The organism is Bradyrhizobium sp. JR4.1 (genome assembly GCF_040548605.1).
GTDB classification, from domain to species: Bacteria; Pseudomonadota; Alphaproteobacteria; order Rhizobiales; family Xanthobacteraceae; genus Bradyrhizobium; species Bradyrhizobium canariense.
The window spans coordinates 1-22607 of sequence record NZ_JBEPRY010000043.1 but is presented as its reverse complement, the minus strand read 5'-3'; the positions used below and the strand labels follow the sequence as shown (position 1 = coordinate 22607).

Annotated in this window: 20 protein-coding genes and 1 pseudogene; 17 read left to right on the top strand and 4 right to left on the bottom strand. The window is 59.4% G+C overall.

Annotated elements, in window-relative coordinates:
- The first annotated feature begins 93 nt into the window (after nt 1–93).
- Nucleotides 94–858: an outer membrane protein gene (locus ABIB90_RS39390; RefSeq protein ID WP_354167009.1), complete on the top strand. Its 765-nt coding sequence runs from the start codon at nt 94–96 to the stop codon at nt 856–858.
- A 137-nt stretch (nt 859–995) separates the two neighbouring features.
- Here ABIB90_RS39390 and ABIB90_RS39385 read toward each other — a convergent pair.
- A pseudogene (locus ABIB90_RS39385) lies at nt 996–1097 on the bottom strand (LuxR C-terminal-related transcriptional regulator); the annotation flags it as partial.
- A 301-nt stretch (nt 1098–1398) separates the two neighbouring features.
- On the opposite strand from ABIB90_RS39385, the gene ABIB90_RS39380 reads away from it, so the two are divergent.
- The 7 genes from ABIB90_RS39380 to ABIB90_RS39350 all read left to right on the top strand — a co-directional run bounded on the left by ABIB90_RS39380 (nt 1399) and on the right by ABIB90_RS39350 (nt 8872).
- The gene (locus ABIB90_RS39380) at nt 1399–1593 is read left to right on the top strand and encodes a hypothetical protein (protein ID WP_354167012.1); all 195 of its coding nucleotides are present in this window, start codon (nt 1399–1401) and stop codon (nt 1591–1593) included.
- A gap of 363 nt (nt 1594–1956) precedes the next feature.
- Entirely contained in the window at nt 1957–2166 is a 210-nt protein-coding gene (locus ABIB90_RS39375; protein ID WP_354167015.1) for a hypothetical protein, read from the top strand.
- A 979-nt stretch (nt 2167–3145) separates the two neighbouring features.
- Complete coding sequence (locus ABIB90_RS39370) at nt 3146–3550, top strand: hypothetical protein (protein ID WP_354202758.1); 405 nt, start codon at nt 3146–3148, stop codon at nt 3548–3550.
- Nucleotides 3551–3693: 143 nt separating this feature from the next.
- Complete coding sequence (locus ABIB90_RS39365; RefSeq protein ID WP_354167017.1) at nt 3694–4323, top strand: lysozyme family protein; 630 nt, start codon at nt 3694–3696, stop codon at nt 4321–4323.
- Between the two features lie 1084 nt (nt 4324–5407).
- Entirely contained in the window at nt 5408–6730 is a 1323-nt protein-coding gene (locus ABIB90_RS39360; RefSeq protein ID WP_354202752.1) for an MFS transporter, read from the top strand.
- Between the two features lie 145 nt (nt 6731–6875).
- Entirely contained in the window at nt 6876–7793 is a 918-nt protein-coding gene (locus tag ABIB90_RS39355; RefSeq protein ID WP_354202751.1) for an NADP-dependent oxidoreductase, read from the top strand.
- A gap of 659 nt (nt 7794–8452) precedes the next feature.
- On the top strand, nt 8453–8872 hold the full coding sequence (locus tag ABIB90_RS39350) for a cupin domain-containing protein (RefSeq protein WP_354202749.1): 420 nt from the start codon (nt 8453–8455) through the stop codon (nt 8870–8872).
- Between the two features lie 605 nt (nt 8873–9477).
- On the opposite strand, the gene ABIB90_RS39345 is transcribed toward ABIB90_RS39350, so the two are convergent.
- Entirely contained in the window at nt 9478–9672 is a 195-nt protein-coding gene (locus ABIB90_RS39345; protein ID WP_035992154.1) for a hypothetical protein, read from the bottom strand.
- Nucleotides 9673–10434: 762 nt separating this feature from the next.
- Between ABIB90_RS39345 and ABIB90_RS39340 the strand changes: the two genes are divergently transcribed.
- The 4 genes from ABIB90_RS39340 (at nt 10435) to ABIB90_RS39325 (ending at nt 14919) form a co-directional block, all read left to right on the top strand.
- On the top strand, nt 10435–10812 hold the full coding sequence (locus ABIB90_RS39340) for a c-type cytochrome (RefSeq protein WP_049824144.1): 378 nt from the start codon (nt 10435–10437) through the stop codon (nt 10810–10812).
- 116 nt (nt 10813–10928) lie between these two features.
- On the top strand, nt 10929–12404 hold the full coding sequence (gene gorA, locus ABIB90_RS39335; protein WP_354202747.1) for a glutathione-disulfide reductase: 1476 nt from the start codon (nt 10929–10931) through the stop codon (nt 12402–12404).
- 1252 nt (nt 12405–13656) lie between these two features.
- Complete coding sequence (locus ABIB90_RS39330; RefSeq protein ID WP_354202745.1) at nt 13657–13926, top strand: hypothetical protein; 270 nt, start codon at nt 13657–13659, stop codon at nt 13924–13926.
- Nucleotides 13927–14049: 123 nt separating this feature from the next.
- The gene (locus tag ABIB90_RS39325) at nt 14050–14919 is read left to right on the top strand and encodes a COG3904 family protein (RefSeq protein ID WP_473406555.1); all 870 of its coding nucleotides are present in this window, start codon (nt 14050–14052) and stop codon (nt 14917–14919) included.
- A gap of 499 nt (nt 14920–15418) precedes the next feature.
- Here the strand turns inward: ABIB90_RS39325 and ABIB90_RS39320 are convergent, their stop codons facing one another.
- On the bottom strand, nt 15419–16042 hold the full coding sequence (locus ABIB90_RS39320) for a hydrolase (RefSeq protein ID WP_009859334.1): 624 nt from the start codon (nt 16040–16042) through the stop codon (nt 15419–15421).
- A 20-nt stretch (nt 16043–16062) separates the two neighbouring features.
- On the bottom strand, nt 16063–16581 hold the full coding sequence (locus ABIB90_RS39315) for a Rid family hydrolase (protein ID WP_354202742.1): 519 nt from the start codon (nt 16579–16581) through the stop codon (nt 16063–16065).
- 808 nt (nt 16582–17389) lie between these two features.
- Here ABIB90_RS39315 and ABIB90_RS39310 point away from each other — a divergent pair.
- The 5 genes from ABIB90_RS39310 to hemC all read left to right on the top strand — a co-directional run bounded on the left by ABIB90_RS39310 (nt 17390) and on the right by hemC (nt 22328).
- Nucleotides 17390–18790, top strand: a complete 1401-nt coding sequence (locus ABIB90_RS39310; protein WP_354202741.1) for a cbb3-type cytochrome c oxidase subunit I — start codon at nt 17390–17392, stop codon at nt 18788–18790.
- Between the two features lie 8 nt (nt 18791–18798).
- The gene (locus tag ABIB90_RS39305; RefSeq protein ID WP_354202740.1) at nt 18799–20109 is read left to right on the top strand and encodes a c-type cytochrome; all 1311 of its coding nucleotides are present in this window, start codon (nt 18799–18801) and stop codon (nt 20107–20109) included.
- Between the two features lie 9 nt (nt 20110–20118).
- Nucleotides 20119–20361, top strand: a complete 243-nt coding sequence (locus ABIB90_RS39300) for a hypothetical protein (RefSeq protein WP_009859338.1) — start codon at nt 20119–20121, stop codon at nt 20359–20361.
- Nucleotides 20362–20374: 13 nt separating this feature from the next.
- Nucleotides 20375–20821 carry a cytochrome C gene (locus ABIB90_RS39295; RefSeq protein WP_354202739.1) on the top strand — a complete coding sequence of 149 codons (447 nt, stop codon included), beginning with the start codon at nt 20375–20377 and terminating at the stop codon, nt 20819–20821.
- Between the two features lie 571 nt (nt 20822–21392).
- Nucleotides 21393–22328 (top strand): hydroxymethylbilane synthase, encoded by a 936-nt coding sequence (gene hemC, locus ABIB90_RS39290; protein WP_354202738.1) that lies wholly within the window; start codon nt 21393–21395, stop codon nt 22326–22328.
- The last annotated feature ends 279 nt before the right edge of the window (nt 22329–22607 follow it).

The following is a 22607-nucleotide window of genomic DNA, read 5'->3' as shown; positions in this document are numbered from 1 at the left end:
CCTGCTGATTGAATCAGCTAGCTTAACTGCTGGAATTCCGGACAGCAAAAGAACCGGCGTCGTTTGGGCTGAAACGTGGATGGAGCGAAAGTAATGAAGAAGCTTTTGTTAAGTGGCGTGGCTTTGCTGGCAGTGAGCATGGCGGCACCTGCATCAGCGGCTGATCTGGCTGCTAAACCTTATGTCAAGGCCCCGCCCCCGGTGATCGCGCCGATCTATGATTGGACCGGGTTCTACATCGGCGCCAACGGCGGTTGGGGACAAAGCCACGGCTGTGTGGATTTCGTGACGCCAGCAGGGACGGTCGCAGGTGGTTGCGCCGATCGCTCCGGCGGCCTCGCTGGCGGACAGATCGGGTACCGCTGGCAAACCAATCAGTTTGTGCTCGGCCTGGAAGCGCAGGGAGATTGGGCAGAAATCAAGAATACGCGCGTCAGTCTGATCGACCCGCTGATTTCGACAACCGGTAAGATTGACGCCATCGGGCTCTTCACGGCGCAGCTCGGCTGGGCGTGGAATGCCTCGCTGTTTTACGTGAAAGGCGGCGGCGCCGTGACGCGCAACCGATTCGATATATTCAACAACGTCACCGGGGTCGGCCTGGCATCGGCGGGCCACACGCGCTGGGGCGGCGCCCTTGGCGTGGGCTGGGAGTACGGCTTCACGCCCAATTGGTCGTTCGGTATCGAATACGACCATCTCTGGATGGGCCGTGATAATGCCGGCTTCGCAGGCGTAGTCACTCCCGGAGGGTTCGTCCTCACCGGCAGCGGCGTCAGCCAAGATGTGGATATGGTCACGCTTCGGTTGAACTACCGCTTCGGTGGATACGGCGCACCGGTCGCGGCAAGATATTGATCGCACCCGACTTGGTAAACCAAAGCCCCGGCACGCCGGGGCTTTTTTGTGGTTATGATTTTCTTGGCCTTTGCTACCTCGCGGTGTCTGAGTTGGAAGCGCACGTTCGACCGTATCAATCATCGCGGCCACATTCGTTAAGCAAGCAATCCGAGCCGCTGAGCTATGGTGACCAGCTCTGCCAGAGACCGCACTTTCATCTTCTCCGTCACTCGATGACGATGTGCCTTGATTGTCCGCGCGTACCGGCGCTGGCACCGAGGCTCGCGGCGGGACAATCTGCCCGCACGAAACTTGTGTTGTTGGGCACCACCGGCGGTCCGCCCTTGCAGGTTGGGCGAGCTGCACCTTCAAATGCCATTGTAGCCGCGGGCTCCCTTTACGTTATTGATTGTGGCAACGGCGTTGCCCGATAGATCGTGCAAGCTGCGCTTAGGCTAAACGCATTAAAAAGCATTTCATTACGCATCAGCATTCGGACCACAATCTAGATTACGGAAACTTGTTCTATTTGCCTGGTATTCGAGTCTGCGGAAGCCGGTGGATTCTTATGGCCCGCCACCATTGGCGGAAATGACAAAGAAGGTTTTTGAGTTGAATGCTTTCGACATCGACATTCGAATCCGCGATGAAGGCAAGCCCGCTCCTAGGGCAATGCTTGTTCCGCACGAGATAGAGTTGGCCGGGATTGTGATGCAAGACGAGAATGTGAAAGGTCAGTTGTGCCTTGGCTGACCATCCACCCCTTCCGGTCGCGCTATCGTATCGCTTTGACACTGCAGATCGCCGTGTCGGCGCTGCCGTGCAAGAGCAACCACACGGGGCGAATCCGTGAAGACGGCGGCCGCCGCCTCCCGCTCGATTCCGCCCCCAATCAACAGCATCCGAAACACATCGTGACTGAAGTAATTGCATACGCAGCAATTTGACGGCGGCCGGGGCTTGCTTCAGTTCGTTCCGTATCCGGAACGAACTGAAGGAAAGTCGCTGGCGTTGCAGATTTACAACCCGCACAGCCGACCGAAATACTAAGCTCGGTCATTGAGACAACCGAAAAATATTTCATTCTTAGTTCAATATGGTCAGCGGGGACAAACGATGTTTGACGTCTATCGCAATGACAAGCGCGGCTTGCTCGTTCTAAGTACAGGCTCCGCCGTACCTGCGGTTTACTCTGCACATACCTGGCGCAAGAGCAGAAAACGAGTTCTCAAGGTTAGCAACGAAATCAAGTCAGCCGTTCAGGCACAAGGCTATTACATCCGCAGCCTGCGGGCCACTAAGGAACGAATGATCTACGTCAAGTAGGTCGGCGGCTGGTGTTCCCCATTTGCAAATCTCTATGACATCGGCAGGAGCCAATCCGCCACGATCGCGCTTCGTCCACTGTCGACGCCCGCGCTTCGATGCCACGGACAAGTCTGTTTGGTTGGTTGGGACTGATCGCCGCTTGCTCGGATCTGACCGCCAACGTGACCGCGCGCTTTCCGACAGAGGTGAACGCTCGAGGCCGGTGATGTCCCAGGGTGGAAGGTCGACGCAGCAGCCAGCGGCCCCTCCTGCAACAACGGAACTGAATGCCCAGTAACCACATTTCGGTTCCAGCGAAGTATTTTCGCCATCCGGACGAATTTAGCGCTAAAACTTCGACGCCGGGGCTGGCCCGATATTTTACTTGTCCATTGTGACCCGGCGTCTTGACCACGCGCGGGCCGCCGCGAGTTTTCCTCGCTGCGGCCTTCGTGCTTTTCCACCGCGTGGACCGGCGGCCTCGCTTAGAAGTCTCAGATAGCCTGCCGACCGTTTGCAGTGATCGCTCACGATTCCGTAGCTCACCCTCACGTGCTGCCAAGCTGCTGAAGTCGTCCACGGCGGAAATGTATGTCCGTCCGCCGTCCCCCTTGCTGTTTTGAACCAACTCACAGACGCACACCTCCCGCTGCAAAATGCAGTCGCGAACTTGCCAGGGCGTAGTGAGGACGAGACGGCGTCGAGCTGGGGTTCGGTGACATTTTCGAAGTGAGAAGCCGCCGGCGCCTCATCGGGTTGACTATGCCCTTCACTCGGCCAGTTCGCATGATCCGCGTTAACCCTGTCTTTGATCTTCTCCCATAGCAGCGCTTCCCGGTTCACCTCTGCCGCTAAGCGGCCTTATTGGACCTTTGCAATCCGTCCTTGATTTCTGGAGCTCATTTCTAAGAGGATTTGAGTGAGGTTTCTCGTTCGGAGAGCGTGAAATCAGATGAGAGTAGCTCTCTTCCTAATTGGCCTCGGTACACTCGCCGTGATGAAGCTCGAGGCGCCGCCGCGCATCACAGACCCTGTGAACGAGCCGCCGGCTCTGGCAACGGTCGGATTACGTCCCTCACACGATACACTGACCAAGGCAGACCGGTTCGACATTCCGCAATTCGAAGCGTCGCCGCAGCCGCTTTCCTCGAGCGAACTGACGCATCCGCCGGACCACATTGCGATCGTTGCACGAGCACATTCGGAGATCGTCGAGCAGAAAGGCAACGCAAGCGGAAAATCCGCGATCATGCTGCCCAGACCTCCGCCCCGGCACGGAATTTCCAAGGCAAGCGCAGGCGCCAGTCGCGCCAAACCAATCGCGGAGGCAAAGCCGTGCCTGTCAGGTGCCTTCGATGGCGTTTTGAAAGCATTAAACCTGCAGACGCGATGCCAGACCTAGAGCACGGATTTCTCTACGTTGGGACGACAGCCGATGGCAACCCGCGGCTCCCGCCGCATGTGTCAGAGCAAACACGCCGCGACGAGGAAATCCGACCGCCTCGCCCCGACGAGCGTGGATCCGTTGTCGCCGCGCGGAAGTGGTTGTCCGCGGAATTCATCACGCTCGTTGTTGGACTGGCAATCGGCCTGGCTTTCGTCGTAAGTTTCGTCCTTTTTCGCGATGTTCAATTGAAGGGGAAATCGATCGACAGAGCGGCTGCGAAGGCATTGGTCGAGCGCATTATCATAGCCGAGTCCAACGGTGACCCGAATGCAAAGAACAAGCGGTCGAGCGCCACTGGCGCCGCCCAGTTTCTCGATCATACGTGGCTCGAAGCCGTTCGAAGGCACCGACGCGATCTGATCCAAGGCCGCAGCGACAAGGGAGTCTTGGACCTGCGGGGAGATGCCGAGCTTACGCGCGACATTGCCGCACGGCTGGTCGAGGAACATGCCGCGATGCTGACCAAGCGCGGTCTGCCCGTGACGGCCGGTTCTCTCTACCTTGCCCATTTCGCGGGACCGGCGGGCGCCGTGGCGCTATTATCCGGGGCAGAAAGTGCCGACGCTGCTTTAGTTATGGCCGCCGCTGACATGACGGGTCGGACCACACGCGAAAAGCTGGTCAACGCCAATACGTTCCTCAAGGCGATGACAGTCGGCGATATCAAGAGCTGGGCCGATCGCAAAATGGCGGCGGGCACTCGGCCTGGCCAAGAGCGGCTCAGGTAACTGGCGATTTCGGGGTCGCGAAGCTCTCGGCCATAAACCAGTTTGCGTATCCGGACGCGAAAATAGCACCCAGACTGACCGGAAAGGCACCGATACTGCTCCGGTCGAGCAGCTAAGCCACTCGCGGCAGCAGGGTTAGTGAGGAGAGACGATGACGAAGTGGTCATTCAGGATGGAGTCGCCTCGATGTCGATTGAGTTATCCGAGCGGTCGTTCAAAGTCGATCAACACTGCGGTCATGTGTGCGACGCGTGTGCTGGTTTCCTCCAGCGTTGGAAGCCAAGTACAGGCCCCGAAGGAGATCACCATTCACCGTCGAATCGCTAGACAATCGTTATTGCCGCTCGCCGCGCGCCGTGACGCGGTCGCCGGCTGCGCAACGTACCTCGGTTATGAATAGAAGAGAGGACTGTCGCAGCACAATTCCCCGCGGGTATGAAAACTATTCGTATCGGGTATTGGAAACTTTCGTTCCGCGCTGCGACCAATAACAACTCACCGCCGCGGATTAATCGAATAACACCAGGGCAACCATTTCAGTCAACACGAAGCAGGAATCCGTGATGTCCGGCTCCTATCCGCTCCCTACTGAACCCGAAGGCATTGTCGCGCCGCTGCTCAAGCGATTTCACTCCGGTGAGATGAGCGCGATAATGCCCCCGTACGACGCAGAGGCCGTATTCATCGCGAGTAAGAGGGAACCATCACTGATCACACCGAAATCGCCGCCCGACTCGAGCGCGATCTCACGGTCTGATGGTGAAGGCCAAGGCGCGACGTGTGTTAGTTGCTGGCGATATTGCCCGATCGTGCTGGACCGTTCAATTGTGTGGCACAGGTCACGACGGCAAGCACCTCGGGGGCGGAGATTTATCATGCGCCGCGCCGGATATCGACGATTGCGCTACCTGATCGACAATATTCGAGGGAGGCTAATTCGAAAGGCCGCCGGATATATGCGCGGCACGGCAGCTCTCACCCATGCAGCCGCTCTTCGGCCTGGCGTCGACGATTAAAGCCAGTTGGTGAAAATACCTAATTGGAGAGTTTGGACCTGCGCGCCCGAATCTCCGGGAGACAACGGATGCACGGCTCGCTGCAACATCTGGCACCAGTGATCAACCAGGCTCACCGGGGCGGCACGCTCCGGCTCGCATTCGTATCCGCAGTAGTCTCGCTAGTGGTCTCGTTTGCCGCGGCGGCCGCTCCGATTCCCCTTTACAACATCTACCGGGCGGAGGACGGCTTCACGAATGTCGGCATCTCGATCGCTGTCGTCGCCTACGCCATCGGCACCATCGCCGCACTCTTGGGGCTGGGACGACTGTCCAATCATCTGGGCCGCCGGCTCACTGCGATCATTAGCCTCAGCCTGGTACTACTGGGCTGCGTGCTTTTGCTGAATGTGCACGACATCGCTACCCTGCTGGTCGGTCGCCTCCTCGTGGGTCTCGGTACCGGGTCGGCCAGCAGCAGCCTGACATCCTACATCGTCGACGCCGCACCCAGTAGACCGGAATGGTTGGCGTCCGTCGCCTCCAGCCAGGGACCGATGCTCGGCCTTACCGTCGGCGTCATCGCCTCCGGTGCCTTGGTCCAGTTCGGTCCCTGGCCACGCGACCTCATATACCTAGTTTGCATCGGCTTCCTATTATTGTCTGCCGGACTCATTGCCATCAGCCCTGAAACAGCAACTCCGACGCCAGGCGCTTGGCGATCACTGCTACCGCGGATCAGCGTACCCGCCCGGGTCAGGCACCTGCTCCCTGTTGCGGCGGCGGTGTTCCTGGCCACATGGGCAACTGCGGGCTTCTACCAAGCATTTGTGCCCGCGCTAGTCGAAGATCAACTCCATACCCGCAGCCCCCTCATACTCGGACTGGTGTTCGCCGGCTATATGATCCTGAGCGTTCTCGGCGCTCCCATGGGGGCCCGGTTCACATCCGCGCAAGCCCAACGCGTCGGTATGATCATTTTTCTGGCCGGAATGATCGACCTCTGCAGGGCGGTCACCGCCAGCACACTGGTTTTGTTCATCATCGCAACCATCGTCGCCGGAGCCGGCCAGGGAATCGCCATTAGCGCCGCCGCCCGCGGCTTGCTGCATGGCAGCACGCCAGCCGAACGGGCGCCGATCTTCAGCGCGATCTACCTTATCTGCTACGGCGGTGCCGCCTTCCCTAGCCTTGTCTCCGGCCAACTTTCGAACACGTTCTCGCTACCGCAGATCACGCTCGGATACGGCGGACTTGCCGCCGTCGCAACTCTGTTCACTGTCGTCGGCGCACGCAATCCGCATACCGATATGACGGGAAGCAGCACCTGCGACAGCTCGAACGCGACCGGTTCATCAAACAGCGAACGCTCTCATAAGAATGGTCGCTGGCCTTGCCGTCACGATCGGTGAAGAAGGCTACGTAGTGGGACGGGCCACAATCGACCAGCAATTCCGCCGCGCCCCGGTGTAGCGGCGAACCGTACCGCCGAGCGCGAGCTCAGGTTCTCGCCGGAGCACATCCAGTAAAGAGACAAATGATCGGAGAGAAATTATCATGCAGGCGATCGTTGTGACTGACCAGGCTGCGGGAACGGCCGGGATGAAACTGATGCAGCAGCCCGAGCCGCACGCGGCGATAAACGAGGTCATCGTTCAGGTTCATGCGTCGGGATTCACCTCCGGTGAGCTGACATGGCCTTCGACCTGGACCGATCGCCTCGACCGTGACCGGACGCCGACAATTCCCGGCCAGGAGCTGGCGGGTGTCGTCACCGCTCTCGGCTATGGCACGACCGGGCTGTCGGTGGGACAACGGGTGTTCGGTCTGTCGGACTCGTATCGCGGAGGGACCTTGGCTGAGTATGTGGCCGTGGAGGCACGCAACCTCGCGCCGCTTCCGGGCGACGTCGATTTCACGGTGGGTGCGGCCGTAGCGATGCCGGGCCTCACCGCGTGGCAGGGGCTGTTCGTGCACGGCCGCCTTGGGGCGGGGCAGAGCGTCCTCGTGCACGGCGCGGCCGGCGCAGTCGGTTCGATGGTGGCGCAGCTCGCACGTGAGGCCGGCGCCTACGTCATCGGCACCGGACGCGCTGCCGACCGCCAGAAGGCGCTCGACTTCGGCTCGCAGGAGTTCGTCGACCTCCAGAACGACGTCCTCGAAGACGTCGGCAGAGTCAATCTGGTTTTCGATGTCATCGGTGGCGACATCGCGAAGCGGTCCGCGGACCTGATTCAAGCCGGAGGAACGCTGGTAACCATCGCCGGGCCGATCGAGGCGCGGCCCACCGACGGCCGGGCGATCGATTTTGTCCTCGTGTCTGATCGCCGACAACTGGGTGAGATCGTCCAGCGGGTGCGGGACGGACGACTGCGTACAAACATCGGCAACATCGCGACCATCGAGGATGCGGTCGCCGTTTTGAATTCGACCAAGCGGACCAGCGGGAAAACCATCATCCGAGTTCGTCCGTGAGGAAACAGAAAAGGCGAAAGGTTCCCCTCTCCCAAATGGATTGTTGGCGCCCTCCCCTTTGGCCCGCCTGCGCTCCACGCGCCGCGGCGGTACTGCGAGGACCGCGCGCTAGGAAGGATTCCCAAAGATTGAAGCGAGGAGTCTATGATTGAAATCATCGCCGACGTGGAGACGACCATCAAGCAGGCGATACTGTCGTTCGTCGCGACAGTCAACGAGCACCGAACGCCCAATCGTTCGCCGAGGCGTCTCTGACCGTCACAGACGGCGTTCTCTACTACTCCGATATCGCATCCCCGGACCATACTAAACTTGAAACGCAATCCCGCCATCGAAATTAACGTGGTCGACATCTTTCCAGAGGCGCAGTTATCGATTCAAGGGCCGTGCGTTGATACTGCCGCCTGACCATGACAAGTCTTTGATGATCGCCAACTCAGTTCGCGTGACGAATGGCCAAGAATGTCCTGTTGATCACGTTGTCACAATCGAGACAGCTTCTATCACCCAGTTGCTGTCTCCAGCCCATGTCTTTGCCCACCCTCCTCGAAGTCAGGACGAAATCAGGAATAGCTACTATCCTAAGTACGGTGTGAAACCCCTCGGGACCTAGATGATGGCATAAACGAAAGCGACCGACACCTAAAGCGAGAAAGCCCATGAAGATCCGAACCATCATCGCCGCTAACTGCGCCGTCCTCGCCATCTTGATGGCCGGCCCCATGTACGTCCGTGATGCCGAAGCGCAAACCGTCACGAAGAACTTCGAGGCTGCAATTCCTAACATACCTGGCAAGTCGCTGATCGCCTTGGAAGTCGACTACGCACCCAACGCAGCCTCCGCGCCCCACACCCACGCGAGCTCAGCCTTCATCTACGCCTATGTGGTTTCGGGCGCGATTGTGTCGAAGGTGAACGATGGCGAGATGCGTATCTATCGGGCAGGTGAGAGCTGGTCCGAACCGCCCGGTGTGACCCATTCGATCAGCCGCAACGCGAGCACGACCGAGCCGGCGAAGCTGCTCGCTGTTTTCGTCCTCGACACCAATGACAAAGCGCTCACCACTCCCATCAAATAACGCTTGATACGCACTCGGCAGCGCCTAAGGATCGAGGCTCGCGGCGTGCAAGACCGGCCCTCCAAAAGGGCAGGGCAACCCTGGGGCCAGGAGTCGCGTAGCACTCCGCCGGGACGACGCATGCAGCGGTCGTTCGTTGACCCCGGCTTTGAAGCCTCGTGCTGGTCGTAACGAGGGTATAAAAGCCCGGCGACGGGACCGCTGTTGCAACGAAGCGGGTGTTAGTTCGGTCAAGTTGGTGTGCTCGGGAGCATACGCGCCTGCTCTGCCGTCGGCGTCGATCCGTGCGATCGTGGGCGGGGAAAGCAGGGGCACGATAACGCGCGAGCGGCGTTACCATCCGTCTAACGTGGGGTCCGCCGCAAACCCGGGCGTTCTCCCCCGGGTTCATTGTGTGCAGACGTCGGGATGTCGCCGCAACCCGTGACGAAGATGATCGTTTGCCGCAGCTACCTCGCGCTGGAAAAACGCGGCATCCCTCCAAGGTGTTGTTTCGCGATGTGCTGTTCGCGTGGCCCCACGCTCGGCTTGCGGCTGAACTGCGATCCCGTGGGCGAGATCGCCGCTGGGGAGGCTGCCCGTCAGCTCATGTATGCCCGTCGTATTCAGCGGTCTGCGGATCGAGCTAATGCCTTAGCTGCATCGTCGAGCGAAGCCTTCTCGGCTCGCCGCTCGTAGTAGTCGGCAAGAGCCTTAAGCTGAATCGCAACCGCTTGGTCAGTGATGGTTTCGGCAGTGCGCAGCAAAGTCTGCGCTGCCTTCAAGCATTCCTTGCCTCGTCGTGAAATCTGATTCCTCATGACGCGCTCGTGCGGTCTTCGGGCGTTTGGTCGAAAGCGATCAGGAACCCATTGTGGTCACTCTGGTGTGCCTTGAAGCGATCGATGCACTTCTTAGAGCAAAGCGGCGTTCGCCATGAATAATGCCGGACGAGACCAAAGTCGCCCTCACAGACTGCGCGTTGCCTGCCCTTGTCAGACCCAAGACGTTCGAAGCGGTAAGGCATTGTCTTCCCCTTAGCCTGTGTGCAAGTCGGATGCTCCAACACTAAGAGGATCGCCACTAACGGATCAATTGAGCACAGGTTGAGCTGGGGAAGTCCAAACAGGGCGTTGCGATGATACGAAAGCTTAGGGTGCTCGGACGAGACGTACAACGAGCCGGCTTGAAATGCCCCGGGACGACGGCGCGCTCGCAGTCACGAACTAGGAGCCGCGTCACCCGCTCGACAGGACGCCGCAAGAGCTATCCGGCCGGGGCACGGATCGGGGCGCGACGCATGGTGTTGTCCTGGCGTTGCGACCCGACATTGAGTCATCGCGAAGTGCTCTTTCATGTCCTCATACACCGCCCGACATCCCGAGTGCAGTACCACACTCGCCGGACGCCGGCGCGCATAGCGCTCTTGGCCGACGATATCTCTCGCCTATCGAATGCATATCCAAATGGAATTTCCAATTTCGTCCGCTGTAGCAAGAATCGCCGCCTATCACCGAAGCAGGCGACAACTACATTGCGCTGCCGTGCTACTTCTGAACCCGATCCAAGGAAGGATGTTGCCAATGGAAAGCGCAGGAAAGATCGGCGCGTTTATTGCGGTGCTCGTACTTGCGGGAGCAACAGCGAATCCCGGCTACGCACAGGACGCCGAGCACGGCAAAGCGATCTTCAAAGCCTGCGCTGCGTGCCATGCCACGGATCATGATAATCGCATCGGGCCGGGCCTGGAAGGAATCATAGGCAGAACGGCAGGTACGGTTCCCGGCTTCAGCTACAGTGACGCTATCAAGAATTCCGGCATCGTTTGGGAGGCAAAGATCCTCGATGCATATCTGGAATCGCCACAGAAGGTGGTTCCCGGAAACAGGATGCCCTACGCGGGGCTGAAGGAATCGAGGGACCGGGCAGACCTGGTTGCCTATCTTGCTACGTTGAAGTAGCAGCTTCTGGAAACAAGCGTCAGCAATGCGCCTGCGCGGACATGAGAGCATTCCGGTCCCGCACAGAAAAGATTCCTGAGTTGAGCGATACAGAAGCATTTCAGGAGCCCCCAGGCGTGTCGAGACAAGCCGCCGAGGTTTCAGAGCCTTCTCGGGAAGCGGAGTCCGATGTCGATTTGTTCGTGATTGGTGGTGGGTCAGGAGGGATCCGCGCTGCGCGCGTCGCGTCGGGACGTGGCGCGAGAGTAATGCTCGCGGAGGAGTACCGGCTGGGAGGAACGTGTGTCATCCGCGGCTGCGTACCAAAAAAACTGTTCGTCTACGCGAGCCGTTTCAGCGGCACGTTCGAGGAGGCCGCAGGATTCGGCTGGCGCTTGTCGGTCCCACATTTCGACTGGCCGTCATTGATTGCCGCTAAGGACCGCGAGATCACACGCCTGGAAGGGCTCTACGGCACCGGTCAGGAAAGTGCAGGCGTCGAGGTGGTGAGGTCTCGCGCCGTGCTCGAGGACGCAAATACGGTGCGCCTCCTCAGAAACGGCCGTCGCGTACGGGCACGCACGATCCTGATAGCGACAGGCGCACGGCCCGAATTGCCTCGCTTCGACGGCATCGAGCTCGGCATCACCTCGGATGCCGTTTTCGACTTGAAGACATTCCCGAGAAAACTTGTGATCGGCGGCGCCGGATACATCGCAATGGAGTTCGCTGGCCTGTTTGCCGCGCTGGGAAGCGACGTCACTGTCGTCTGCCGCGGAAGCAATGTCTTGCGCGGCTTTGACGAGGACGTGCGCCAGGCGGTCGCTGGGTCCTACACGAACCGTGGCATTAAGCTGATGTTTAGCGACAGCATCCGCCGCCTCGAACGGCGGGACGGGGACGTCCGCGACGGCGACCATGCAGGAAGGATCGACGTTACGACTGAACAGGGCGGAAGGTTGATGGCCGACCAGGTGCTGCTCGCCATCGGTCGCACGCCGAACACGACCGCGCTCGGGCTCGACCGCGCCGGGGTCAAGACTGGGGCAGACGGCGCTATCATTGTCGACGCGAGCTCCCGCACGAATATTCCGAGCATCTACGCTGTGGGTGACGTGTCGAACCAGTTCAACCTGACGCCCGTCGCGATTCGCGAGGGCCACGCGTTCGCCGACAGCCTGTTCGGCAAGAAAGCGTGGCAGGTCGACTATTCCAATGTGCCGACCGCGGTCTTCTCCAGCCCGGAGATCGGCTCCGTTGGCCTGACGGAGCTGGAGACGAGGGCGCAGTACCCTGCCGTCGACGTCTACAAGGTTCGCTTTCGGTCACTGAAGGCCGCCGTGACGGGCGATTGCGAGACCGCGCTTCTGAAGGTCGTTGTGGATTGCGCAACAGACCGGATCCTCGGGGTCCATATCGTCGCCGAAGAGGCCAGCGAGATGATCCAGGTGCTCGCCATAGCGATCCGCAGCGGAGTTACCATGAAAGACTTCGCGTCAGTTATGGCCTTGCACCCGACGGTAGGTGAGGAGATCGTCGCAATGCGGACTCCGACGGTGCGGTACGATCGGCGCGACGCGTCGACACCGCTCGTCCCGAGCGCTGCCGTCTGATGCCAGCGGCGCGTGTTCGGAAGGCCCGCTCGGAAAGCCGCGGACCTTCGAGCAGCTCACTAATCTAGACTAAATGCTGCAGGCCTCATACAGACTGAATGAAATCGATAGCGCCACCCCGCGCCAGTGAGGAGTGCGCAAGCAGTGTCGCGCAGGATGCCTGAACCACCTGCCCCACGACTCGCCGCGTGTTTCGCTTGCGTGCCAACAGTCCGCAATCCTAAAGGTGAGCGCGATGAGTTCTTCCATTTCCACACGACGCCCAATCAGCCAAAGTCGTGGAGCAGTGGCGATAACTATGGGCTCCTATCGAAGTCGACACGAGCAGGGGCGAGCAACACCGCTGTCAATTCGCACCGTCAACCTCCAACGCAAGGTGCCCGCCATCGTCGACACCGAACCCTTGGTGGGAAAGGAGCAAGGTTTTCGTCTCGATCGACATTTTACTACCTCCACCGAGAGTCTTGCTGAGCTGGCGCGGCACCGGCGCCGCGAGCTCGTTCAACGGAAGGGGACTCGTGATCGAGCAAGTCGCCTGACACTGCGACACTCAGGTTCGAAAGCCGCCTGCCCCTAGTGTGTAAGGCAGCTGCCGGGCAGCTGCGACATTCCCATCAGCCGCTCAGCTTGAAGATGCGCGCGAGGGGCTTACTCAACTGGGTTCGACCTGGTGACGTCCCGCTGGTCGAAGGTAATGGGTATATTCCGTCGGGATCAATTATCTCGATCAACCTATCTGGTCGCATTCGGCGTTGTATGCCGGGCCGATAGCGGGCGCCACAACGGCCAGCCCACGATGATTGAAGCCAATGTCGTCGGCGAAAGCGAAGTATTTGCATTGCAAACCCGCATCTCCCGGCCAGCTAGCCCGAGCAAACGGAGCACAGAATGGGTCCGTCGCTACGCGATTGCGAAGGCCTTGCGTTAACTCGGTTGTGGCAAGCTCACGTACATCAAGCATCAGTCCACGGCCCGCCAAGCTGCGGCGATCGCTAACTCATCACTCTATGCGGCGCGCGGCCCTCTGATTAATCATCCTACTTCAACAGCGTCATCCGGCTGATCGACCGATTTCGCTCGGCCGAGGTAGGACGTGCCAGCGCATCTCCTACACTTAGGTATGCTCTTCTCAGCCGAAGTACCACACGGATCAACCTTCTGTGCAATGGTGTTGGCAATCTCCTTGTGACTACGCTTGGGGTACAGCCGCACCGACTTATCGAACCGCAAGACGATGGCCAAGAGTTCACCCATGACAATCATAGATGACTCCGCGTTGTTTGGTTTTGTCCTCAAGACGGCTAAGTCAGCCTCCGACATCGCCGAGGTCGTTCGCAATCTGTTCATGGACGTGCGCGACTGTTACCGGCCCGGGCTGCACTACATGCGCGGCCCCGGCTTTAAACGGCGCACCAACCATCAGGCCTGGCTAGTAGATTCTGAAGCCGTACCGCTGCCCGGGCAGCACCAGCCGCCGCCGGTGTACATACGCCCCTGCGACGCGGCAAACCCGGCTCGATAACCCGGCCAAGGTTCTAACATGTTCGTCCTATGGGGTATCCTGTTTGCCGTCTCGGTCTCGAGTAATCTGGCGACATGTATTGTAACCTCTGCCCGTAATAGTTGGGTGGCAACTCGAGGCTGGATGCGGCACGGCGTCGCCGCCATTTGCATCGCATTGCTCGGCCCGGCGACGACGCCGGCTGGTTCGGCGGGTGCCGGGGTCACCCTCGAATTGCGCAAATTGCCGATGAAGTTTAGCTGGATTGCTTGCCAGCCGAATTGCCGAGGTTGGGTCAGCGCGGTCGGCATCGTGACCGCCGATACTCCGAGGGTTTTCGACGAATTCGCGCTAGGTCGACAGCTTGACGGCGCGACCATCGTGCTGGATTCCAGCGGCGGTGCGGTCAATGAAGCGATCGCGCTCGGGCGGCGCTGGCGCGATCTGGGGGCGCTGACCACCGTTGGCGTCAGCGTTCAGACCAACACTGCACAGAGCGCTCCTTCCGACAAGGCTCCCGTGGCTTATTGCGAATCGATGTGCGTGTTCCTGCTGCTCTCGGGCAAGACGCGTTTCGTGCCCGAGACTGCCCATGTTCGGGTGCATCAGATCTGGATCGGTGACCGCGCCAATGATGCCAAAGCCGCGACCTACAGCGCGGATGATCTGATGATCGTGGAACGCGATATCGGTCGTCTCGCGAAATACACTTTCGACATGGGCGGCGCGGGTGATTTGTTGTCGCTGTCGCTGAACGTGCCGCCCTGGGAAGATCTGCATGAACTGTCGCAGGAGGAGTTGCGGCTCACCGGGCTGGTCACGACCCGTATGCGTGATCAGCCGGGCAACAAGGCAGCGGTGGTCGAGCTGACGCGCAAACCGGTGCGGGGGCGCTTCGTAAGCAGCGCGGTCGCGACCAAGACAAATCCAGAGCCGGCAGTATCGACCAAGTCGGCTGAAGCTATGGGGCCCGCGGGCAGCGTGAGCGCTGTGGGCCCGCTTGGGCAGGACTAGCGGGTACCATGTTGAGGACCGATTGAGGAATTCCAGCAAAGCCAACCAAGCGAACGAAATATTCACGCTAGATTTCCGAAACAGTCTCGGTCGTGTGAGCGGCTCGCTGGACGTCGACCCTAGCGCTCATATCAACAGATCCCCCCGATTACCCGAACAACGTTTCCGACGTGCCGTGCCCATTACCGCGGCGAATTAAGCGGGTGCACATGCCGATTGCTTCGCGGCAGCAGCCCTCCCCAATTAGCCGAAGGGTTGGTATCCGCATTGCAACTTTCGAGACCTGCTCAGGGTCTCCCCAACAGTGTGGCTCACAAGAAGCTTCTTTCCGACTTGAAGATCGAGGCAGCCAAGCGGTTGATCTCGCCAGCAAGGTTCGCGTGCTGGTTGCGCTGATTTGCGGCTTCGAGGATCAAGATTAATTCACGCGCGCTCTCTCGCGCGGCGTGGGCGGCAGCCCAGGCTCGTGGCGCAGGCCGATGGATAATCGGCGCGTTTCTTACGTAGGCTTGATCATATCCCGTGCATAGGCCAAACCGATACCGTATCCGCCGCCGTGAGCCTCCACGATTGCTCGCGCTCCGTCATAGGTCTCGTGCCGGGTCCAGTCGCGCTGGAGTTCCAGAAGGACCTGGATCCACGACGTCGGCTTTGCGCCCGCCGCCTCCATCCGTCGCATCGACAGATCGTGACTGACCGGAGTGAGCCCGCCGCAAGCGTCGCCGACGACGTGCACCTCATACCCCTCCGCGCGAGCGGAGAGCACCGGAAAAGTCACACACGCTTCCGTCAACAGCCCCGAAAAGATCAGCTTCCGTCGTCCCGTCGCCACGATAGCAGCGCGCGCAGCGTGGTCCTCCCACATGTTCATGTTGCGGCGCTCGATCGCGACTACTTCAGGAATCGCAGCGTGGATCGCTGGCATCAGAGGACCGCTGTAGACCTTTGTGGCGGACGTGGAAGCCACGATCGGCATGCCGAAAACGGTGGCAGTGCGCGCTAGAGCGATCACGTTGTTCAGAAGCGTTTGGCGATCGATCGACCCGACGCCGAAAGCAAGCCCGGCCTGCTGATCGACCAGCACCAAGGTGCAATCCTTCGGCTTGATCAGGATGTCGGACATCGCCGTTTCAGGTCCTTGTGTCATGTTTCGTTAACTCGGGACATCGGGGAGTTATCGTGGCGGCTTCGCTTCTGTTCCGACAGCCTAGCGGTAAACGTGATCTCAATGAGCTGTTCAGGAAAGGCCAGTCTCAGCACACCTATCAGGTTGCTGGCGCACTGAGGTCGTGCCGTGCCGTAGGCCTCCTTGCGCACCCTGCCCGCAACGGCGAATGCGGCACCGACATCGAGGACATACAGCGTCTCCTCGACGACATTGTCCAACGTCGCCCCGAAGCGCGCCAAAAGCTTGGCGGCATTGGCGTAAGTCGCCCGCATCTGCTGTTCCATCATCGAGAACTCGGCCGGCTTGCCGGAGTCATCGAGAGAAGCAGGCGCGATTAGGTTCCCGTTCTCGTCGTGGCTGAGCTGACCGGAGACATGGATCGTGTCACCAACCTTGATCGCCTGTGCGTATCCGTAGGCATCTTCCCACGGCACATCGAAATAGACGGTCTCCTTACAGTTTATTGCGGCGGCAGTTATCTCGTCGCGTTGCATATGGAGCCTCCTGGCTTCTCAATCCCGTCTCGATGGCGGCACTGACTTTCGTTAGGACGATGCTTTGGAGAATGACCTTGCAAAGCCGACGAAGGAAATCACCTCTCGTCATAGATTCGATAGACCATCGTTAGCGCCGTCGCGCCGCGTGATCTAGTAACGGGAAATGCCACCAGCCCCGCCTGCAGAGAGTTCCCATTGTCGCCGGCGCTGAAAAACGAGGACGAGCCAAAGGAGAGTTGAGTGAGACATCCCACTCGCGCCGATACGTGGAACGAACGTTGACGGGTTGTGGATGCGTGCATCGCGCAAGCCGCGCAGATGCGACCTGGCCGGTCGCGACGCTCGTATTCGACGCTTCGCGGAAAATGTCTTTTAAACGGATATTCGTCAGAGTGAACTGAAGGTCTCGGTTGGCTCCAAAAGACGACCTAACTCGTCGGATCAGCTCAGATCGAGCGGCGGGCCGGGCGAATAGCTGTGCCATCACACCAGACCTGAGGGTGCAAAAACAGATTGATCGTGGCGCGCGCCAAATCCCCCGTAGGAGTGCGTCATGGTCGAGGAGGCGGCGCGCTGCCACCCGTGATCTGGATTGCTCCCAGGCAGCCAACGAAAATCTCTTCATGTGCGTCTGGTGACGTTCCTCGCTGCGGAGTCACGCGGCGCGGCGGCAATAACGATCGTCTATCGAATCGATGGCGAGAGGTGATTTCCTTCGCAGGCGTTGCAAGGGCATTCTGCAAAGCATCGTCGGGCGCGCTTTCGAGCAACGCTGGACAACGACGTCGAGGGGACGGAGAGTCGGATGAAGTCATACACCGCTACGGCCATGCCGCTTCGGACAGCCGCTCCGGATGACCCCGCTCTGGCGCGGGTGTTAGCGGCTTACGTAGCGTCGGCGACAATCTGGCTTGTATTGACCACGGCCGTAGGAGTCTTAGTCAGCTTCAAGTTCGCCTATCCGGATTTTGCGACGACGCCGGCGCTGTCGTTTGGACGGTTGCGGGCGATCCACACCAACGGAACATTTTATGCCTGGGCGAGCCAGGCGCTGATCGGACTTGCGCTGTTCGTGGCAGCGCGCAGTTCGGGCGCGCGGCTCTACAGCGAGCGACTCGCATGGATCAGTCTTGCGCTCCTTAATGTCGCCGCTGTGCTGGGCACCGTTACACTCGATTTCGGTTTCAACTACGGCCAGGAGTATCGCGAGTGGCTGTGGTGGATTCGCGTAATCCTCGGGCTTGGTTTGATCACTGCGGTCTGGAATATGATCGCCACTGTCGAGCAGCGGGATGCCGAGGATATCTACATTTCTAACTGGTATACTATCGGAGGCACGCTGTGGACGATTGTCATGGTCGTGGTGTCGCTTCTGCCATGGTACCAGTTCGGACTGGGTCAGGTCGCGGTACAGGCCTTCTTCATGCATAACGCCGTCGGACTATGGTTCACGCCCCTATCGCTCGGTGTGTCCTACTATGCGCTGCCGAAGCTCCTGAACCGTCCGATCTATTCGTATTCTCTTGGCGTCTTTGCATTCTGGACCAATCTCATCTTCTATCCGATCGTCGGCGCCCATCATTTTGAATTCAGTCCATTACCGTGGTGGCTGCAGACTACGGCCATCGTCTTCAGCGTGGCCATGCTGGTCCCTGTGCTGAGCGGCACTGCGAACTTCCTTCTCACCTTCCGGGGGACTCACGAATGGATATATCGCTCGCCCGCGGTGTTCATCCTCGTCGCCGTCTACGGCTATCTACTGGGTTCGACGCAAGGCACATTTGAGGCGTTCCGCTCGCTGCAGCAGCTGTGGCATCTGACCAATTACACGGTAGGGCACTCGCACCTGACGATGTATGGCTTCGTTACCTTCGCGATCTGGGGCGGAGTCTACGCACTCTTGCCGCGCGCCACCGGCAAGTATCCCTACAACCTGACTATGGGCATCCATTTCTGGCTTTCCGCAGTCGGTGTTGTCATCTACGTTGCGGCGCTGTCGGCCGCAGGAACCATTCAGGGGCTCGATTGGTTTCGAGGACTCACCTTCATCCAGTCGGTCGAAGATGCCGCGCCATATTGGTTGTGGCGCTCCGTCGGTGGCTCGCTGATGTTCGCCGGCCATCTCGTCTTCGCTTTCAATGTCTGGACAATGACCTACGGCAGGTCCTACGCCGAGCTTGCCGCAGCCAAGACGGTGGCGGTATGAATAGGTTGTTGGCGATTTCCGGTGGTTCAACGCTGATCTACACCGGATTGGCGGTTCTTATGGGCGTGCTGCCGGGCATCTGGCTATCGAAGGTACCTCCGACGCCGGGCCTTAAGCCACTGACCCCCCTAGAGGCGCGAGGGCGGGATGTTTATGTCTCCGAAGGTTGCTTCTATTGCCATACCCAGCAAGTACGCCCCCTCTCTGGAGATAAGTCCTTTGGCCGTCCGTCCGCACCGGGCGATTATGCTTACCAGACGACGGAATTGCTAGGTTCGGAGCGCAACGGTCCGGACTTGAGCAATATCGGCACGCGGCAATCGAGCAGCATATGGCAGTTCATCCATCTCTATCAGCCGCGCGCAGTGGTGCCGCAATCGATCATGCCAGCTTACCCTTGGCTATTCAGCGTTGTGGACAAATTACCTCCCGAAGAGAAAGCGGTGTCATTGCCGCCTGAGTTCGCGCCAGGCGGTACCGTGATTCCTAATGACGACGGCAAGGCGCTGGTGGCCTATCTGTTGTCGCTGAAGCAGCCCGCGCTCGCTCCAACGCGGCCCGGCACCGTGCCATTGAGTCGCTCGAGCGGGCCGCTAGGGTTTGATGCCGGCAAAGGTGCAGCATTGTTCGCCAACAACTGCGCATCCTGCCACGGCGCGGAAGGCAAGGGTGTGCCCGGAACGTTTCCGCCGCTCGCCGGAGATCCGGTGGTTAACGCCGCCAATCCGACGGCACACATTGGCGCTGTGCTGCATGGACTTAGCGGAAACGTGATCAATGGCCAAAAATATGAAGCTCCGATGCCCGCGTTCGCGGATCAATTGTCGGATCAGGAGATCGCCGATATCATCAACCACGAGCGCTCCTCATGGGGCAATCGTGGTGCCTTGATTAGCGCGGCTGATGTCGTCGCGGCGCGCGCCAACGAACCACTGCAGAAGCAGCCGACGAAACCGGTCTCGCCGATAGCGGCCCCGGCACCGACATTCGATCCCGCGGAAGGATCGAAGCTGTTCGCCGAGAACTGCGCCGCCTGTCACGGTGCAGAGGGCAAAGGTGTGCCCGGCACGTTTCCGCCGCTTGCGGGCGATCAGGTCGTTAACGCCACTGACCCTGCCGAACACATCACCACCATGCTGCGCGGCCTTGGTGGGAAGGCGATCAACGGCCAGAAGTACGAAGTAGAGATGCCGCCGTTCGCTGACAGACTATCTGATCAGCAGATCGCTGATATCATCAATCACGAGCGCACGTCATGGGGCAACCACGGGCCGCTGGTGACGCTCGCGGACATCACGAAGCTCCGCGCCAAGAAATAGGAGGCGACGATGACTGATACGATTACCGCTTGGATCCTCTCGGCGCTTGGCTATCTCTGCACTACGCCTGCGATCGCTAATGCTGCTGGCGATCATAGTCTTACCGGACCACTACTTGGCAACGTGCTGGTGGCGGGCGGGGCTGGGCTCGTGACCCTTAGCTGCATCGTGGCGGCGCTGTGGATGCTCTTCGACCCCGGCGAACGGGATCCCAATCATCCAAAGTATCGCGTCTTGGACACCGACCGTTAGAGGAATGCAACACGTGCCCGACCCGCGCATCCGCATCTATCTAGACGACACCCCAGATCCGGTCGCCGATCAGCGGCCGCCGACCGAGATAGCGCTCGACACGAAGAGCCTTGCCGACGGCGAGCACGGCCTGCGCATCGAAGCCCAAGATGCCACCGGCCAGGTCGGGGTCCGGCGCCTTCGATTCCAAGTCCGCAACGGCCCCGGGATCACGGTCACCGGGCTTGGTGATGGTGCCGTCGTCCACGGTACCGTGCGCCTCATGGTCAACGCGTTTGGAGCGGAAGAGCCGTTCGAGCCGCACCGAGCGGAATCGCCCTCGCCGACGCCGGTCTGGGTGTGGGTGCTGATGCTACTGATCGTTGCTTGGACCGCTTGGTATGTCGCAACTCTTTGGAACGTTCCGGCGGATTACGCGAAAACACCAACTTATTCCTCGTCGATGAATCCATTCAAATAGCGCGCCCCAAGATCGAACGAGTCAACGCTGTGGCTGCTGACCCATCCGGATCTCCGCAAGTGAAGACGAATATGCTCGTGCATGATCCATTGCGTGAGGCGAAGGTACGCGGTCTCATCGACAGGCGTTCGCTCTTGACGACGGAGGCGTCTACTTAAGTTAGCGTGATGCCGCACGTAAAGTTTCGACACCGTTCGATCACCTTGATCGTTCCGGTATAAACACAGGTGATGGCAGCTCGCTGCGGCGTTTGAGCTCGACCGCTTGAAGTTGAAGCGATGTACGGACGCATTCAGCGCGCTTGACATCCGAAAGGTGCGCAAGCTCCATTCTCCAGGAGCCCGCACCCTTCTCGACTTAGTCCAGTGCCTTTATAAAGTTGCGAGCTATTGGCTGCTTCTCCGTTTTCGGGGCGACTGTGGATAGATGTGAATATGGCGTGAGAGAAGATATCCATGCAAAGACTACCACACCAGAGTCACGCTGTGCGGCTAAATGAGCAGGCGCTGATCATAGCTAGTTGCGCAACGCTATAGGTTCGCGAACTGCTGAAGAAGCAAGAGGTTTCATTGTGGAAATTCGACTCGGCACCAGGCGTAGTGATTTGGCCATCTGGCAAGCCAGTCACGTCGCCGACCTTATTCGTGGCGTCGAGCCGGCCGCTGAGGTGCGCTTGGTCTTCGTGAGCTCGGTTGGCGATAAAGATCGAAGGTCGGCCTTTCATCAGCTTGGCGGCATCGGAGCGTTCACGAAGGAGAGCGAAGACACGCTTCTGCGCAACGAAGTTGACCTGGTCGTTCATTCCCTCAAGGATCTTCCAACCAAATTGCAGCCCGGCTTGGTATTGGCAGCCGTTCCCAAAAGAGAGGATCCTCGGGACGCGATTTGTGGCGTTACACTAAGTCAGCTACGGCCGGGGCTGCGCGTCGGCACTGGATCAATTCGCCGTAAAGCTCAACTTCTCGAGTTATGCAATGGTCTCGATATTCGACCTATCCGAGGGAACGTTTCTCCAAGGCTGTATAAGGCAAAGAACCGACAGGGAATAGACGCGACTCTATTGGCGGCGGCCGGGTTGTCCCGACTAGGATTGCTGCATGAGGCTTCACAGATTTTAGACGCTCGTGTTTTCCCGTATGCAGTCGGTCAAGGTGCTCTCGCGGCCGAAGCTCGCGAAGAGGATACGGCGCTTATAGCGCTGCTTCAAAAGATTGAAGACCGGCAATCGCGCTCCGAAGTGGATGCAGAGCGCGCATTGATGAGAAGTCTCGATGCGGGTTGCAGCCTCCCCGTCGGGGTCTCTGCCACATGGCTCGCCGGGACATTAACACTTCGAGGACAAGTGACTCATCCGGATGGCCAAAGGAAGATCGCCGATGAAAGTGTGGGTCTGGCCGATCAAGCCGACGCAATAGGCAGAAGTCTCGGGCATAAACTTCTTCAGCAAGGCGCCGAAGAGATATTGAAGGCTGCGCTCCGTACCGTGGAAGAGCAAAGGACAATCTGAATTCGCTAGTTGACATGACGACTTATGCTCTTGGGAAGCCAGCATAGCGCAGGCGCTCGGCCTTCTTGAGCAGTGTGGAACCGATTACTGTTGCGCGAATTGCAACGGCCCGGCTGGCGTTCTCCATTAACGATCTGCACCTGTGCCGCAGGGCAGTTGCCGCAGCTTCGTCAAATCAGGGAACTGAACCGCCCCGGGTTTGCCGGAGGCTCCAACTCCTGAGAGGATGGAGCCATGACAAGCAAGACCACGAACAAGTTTTCGCCTGAAGTCCGCGAC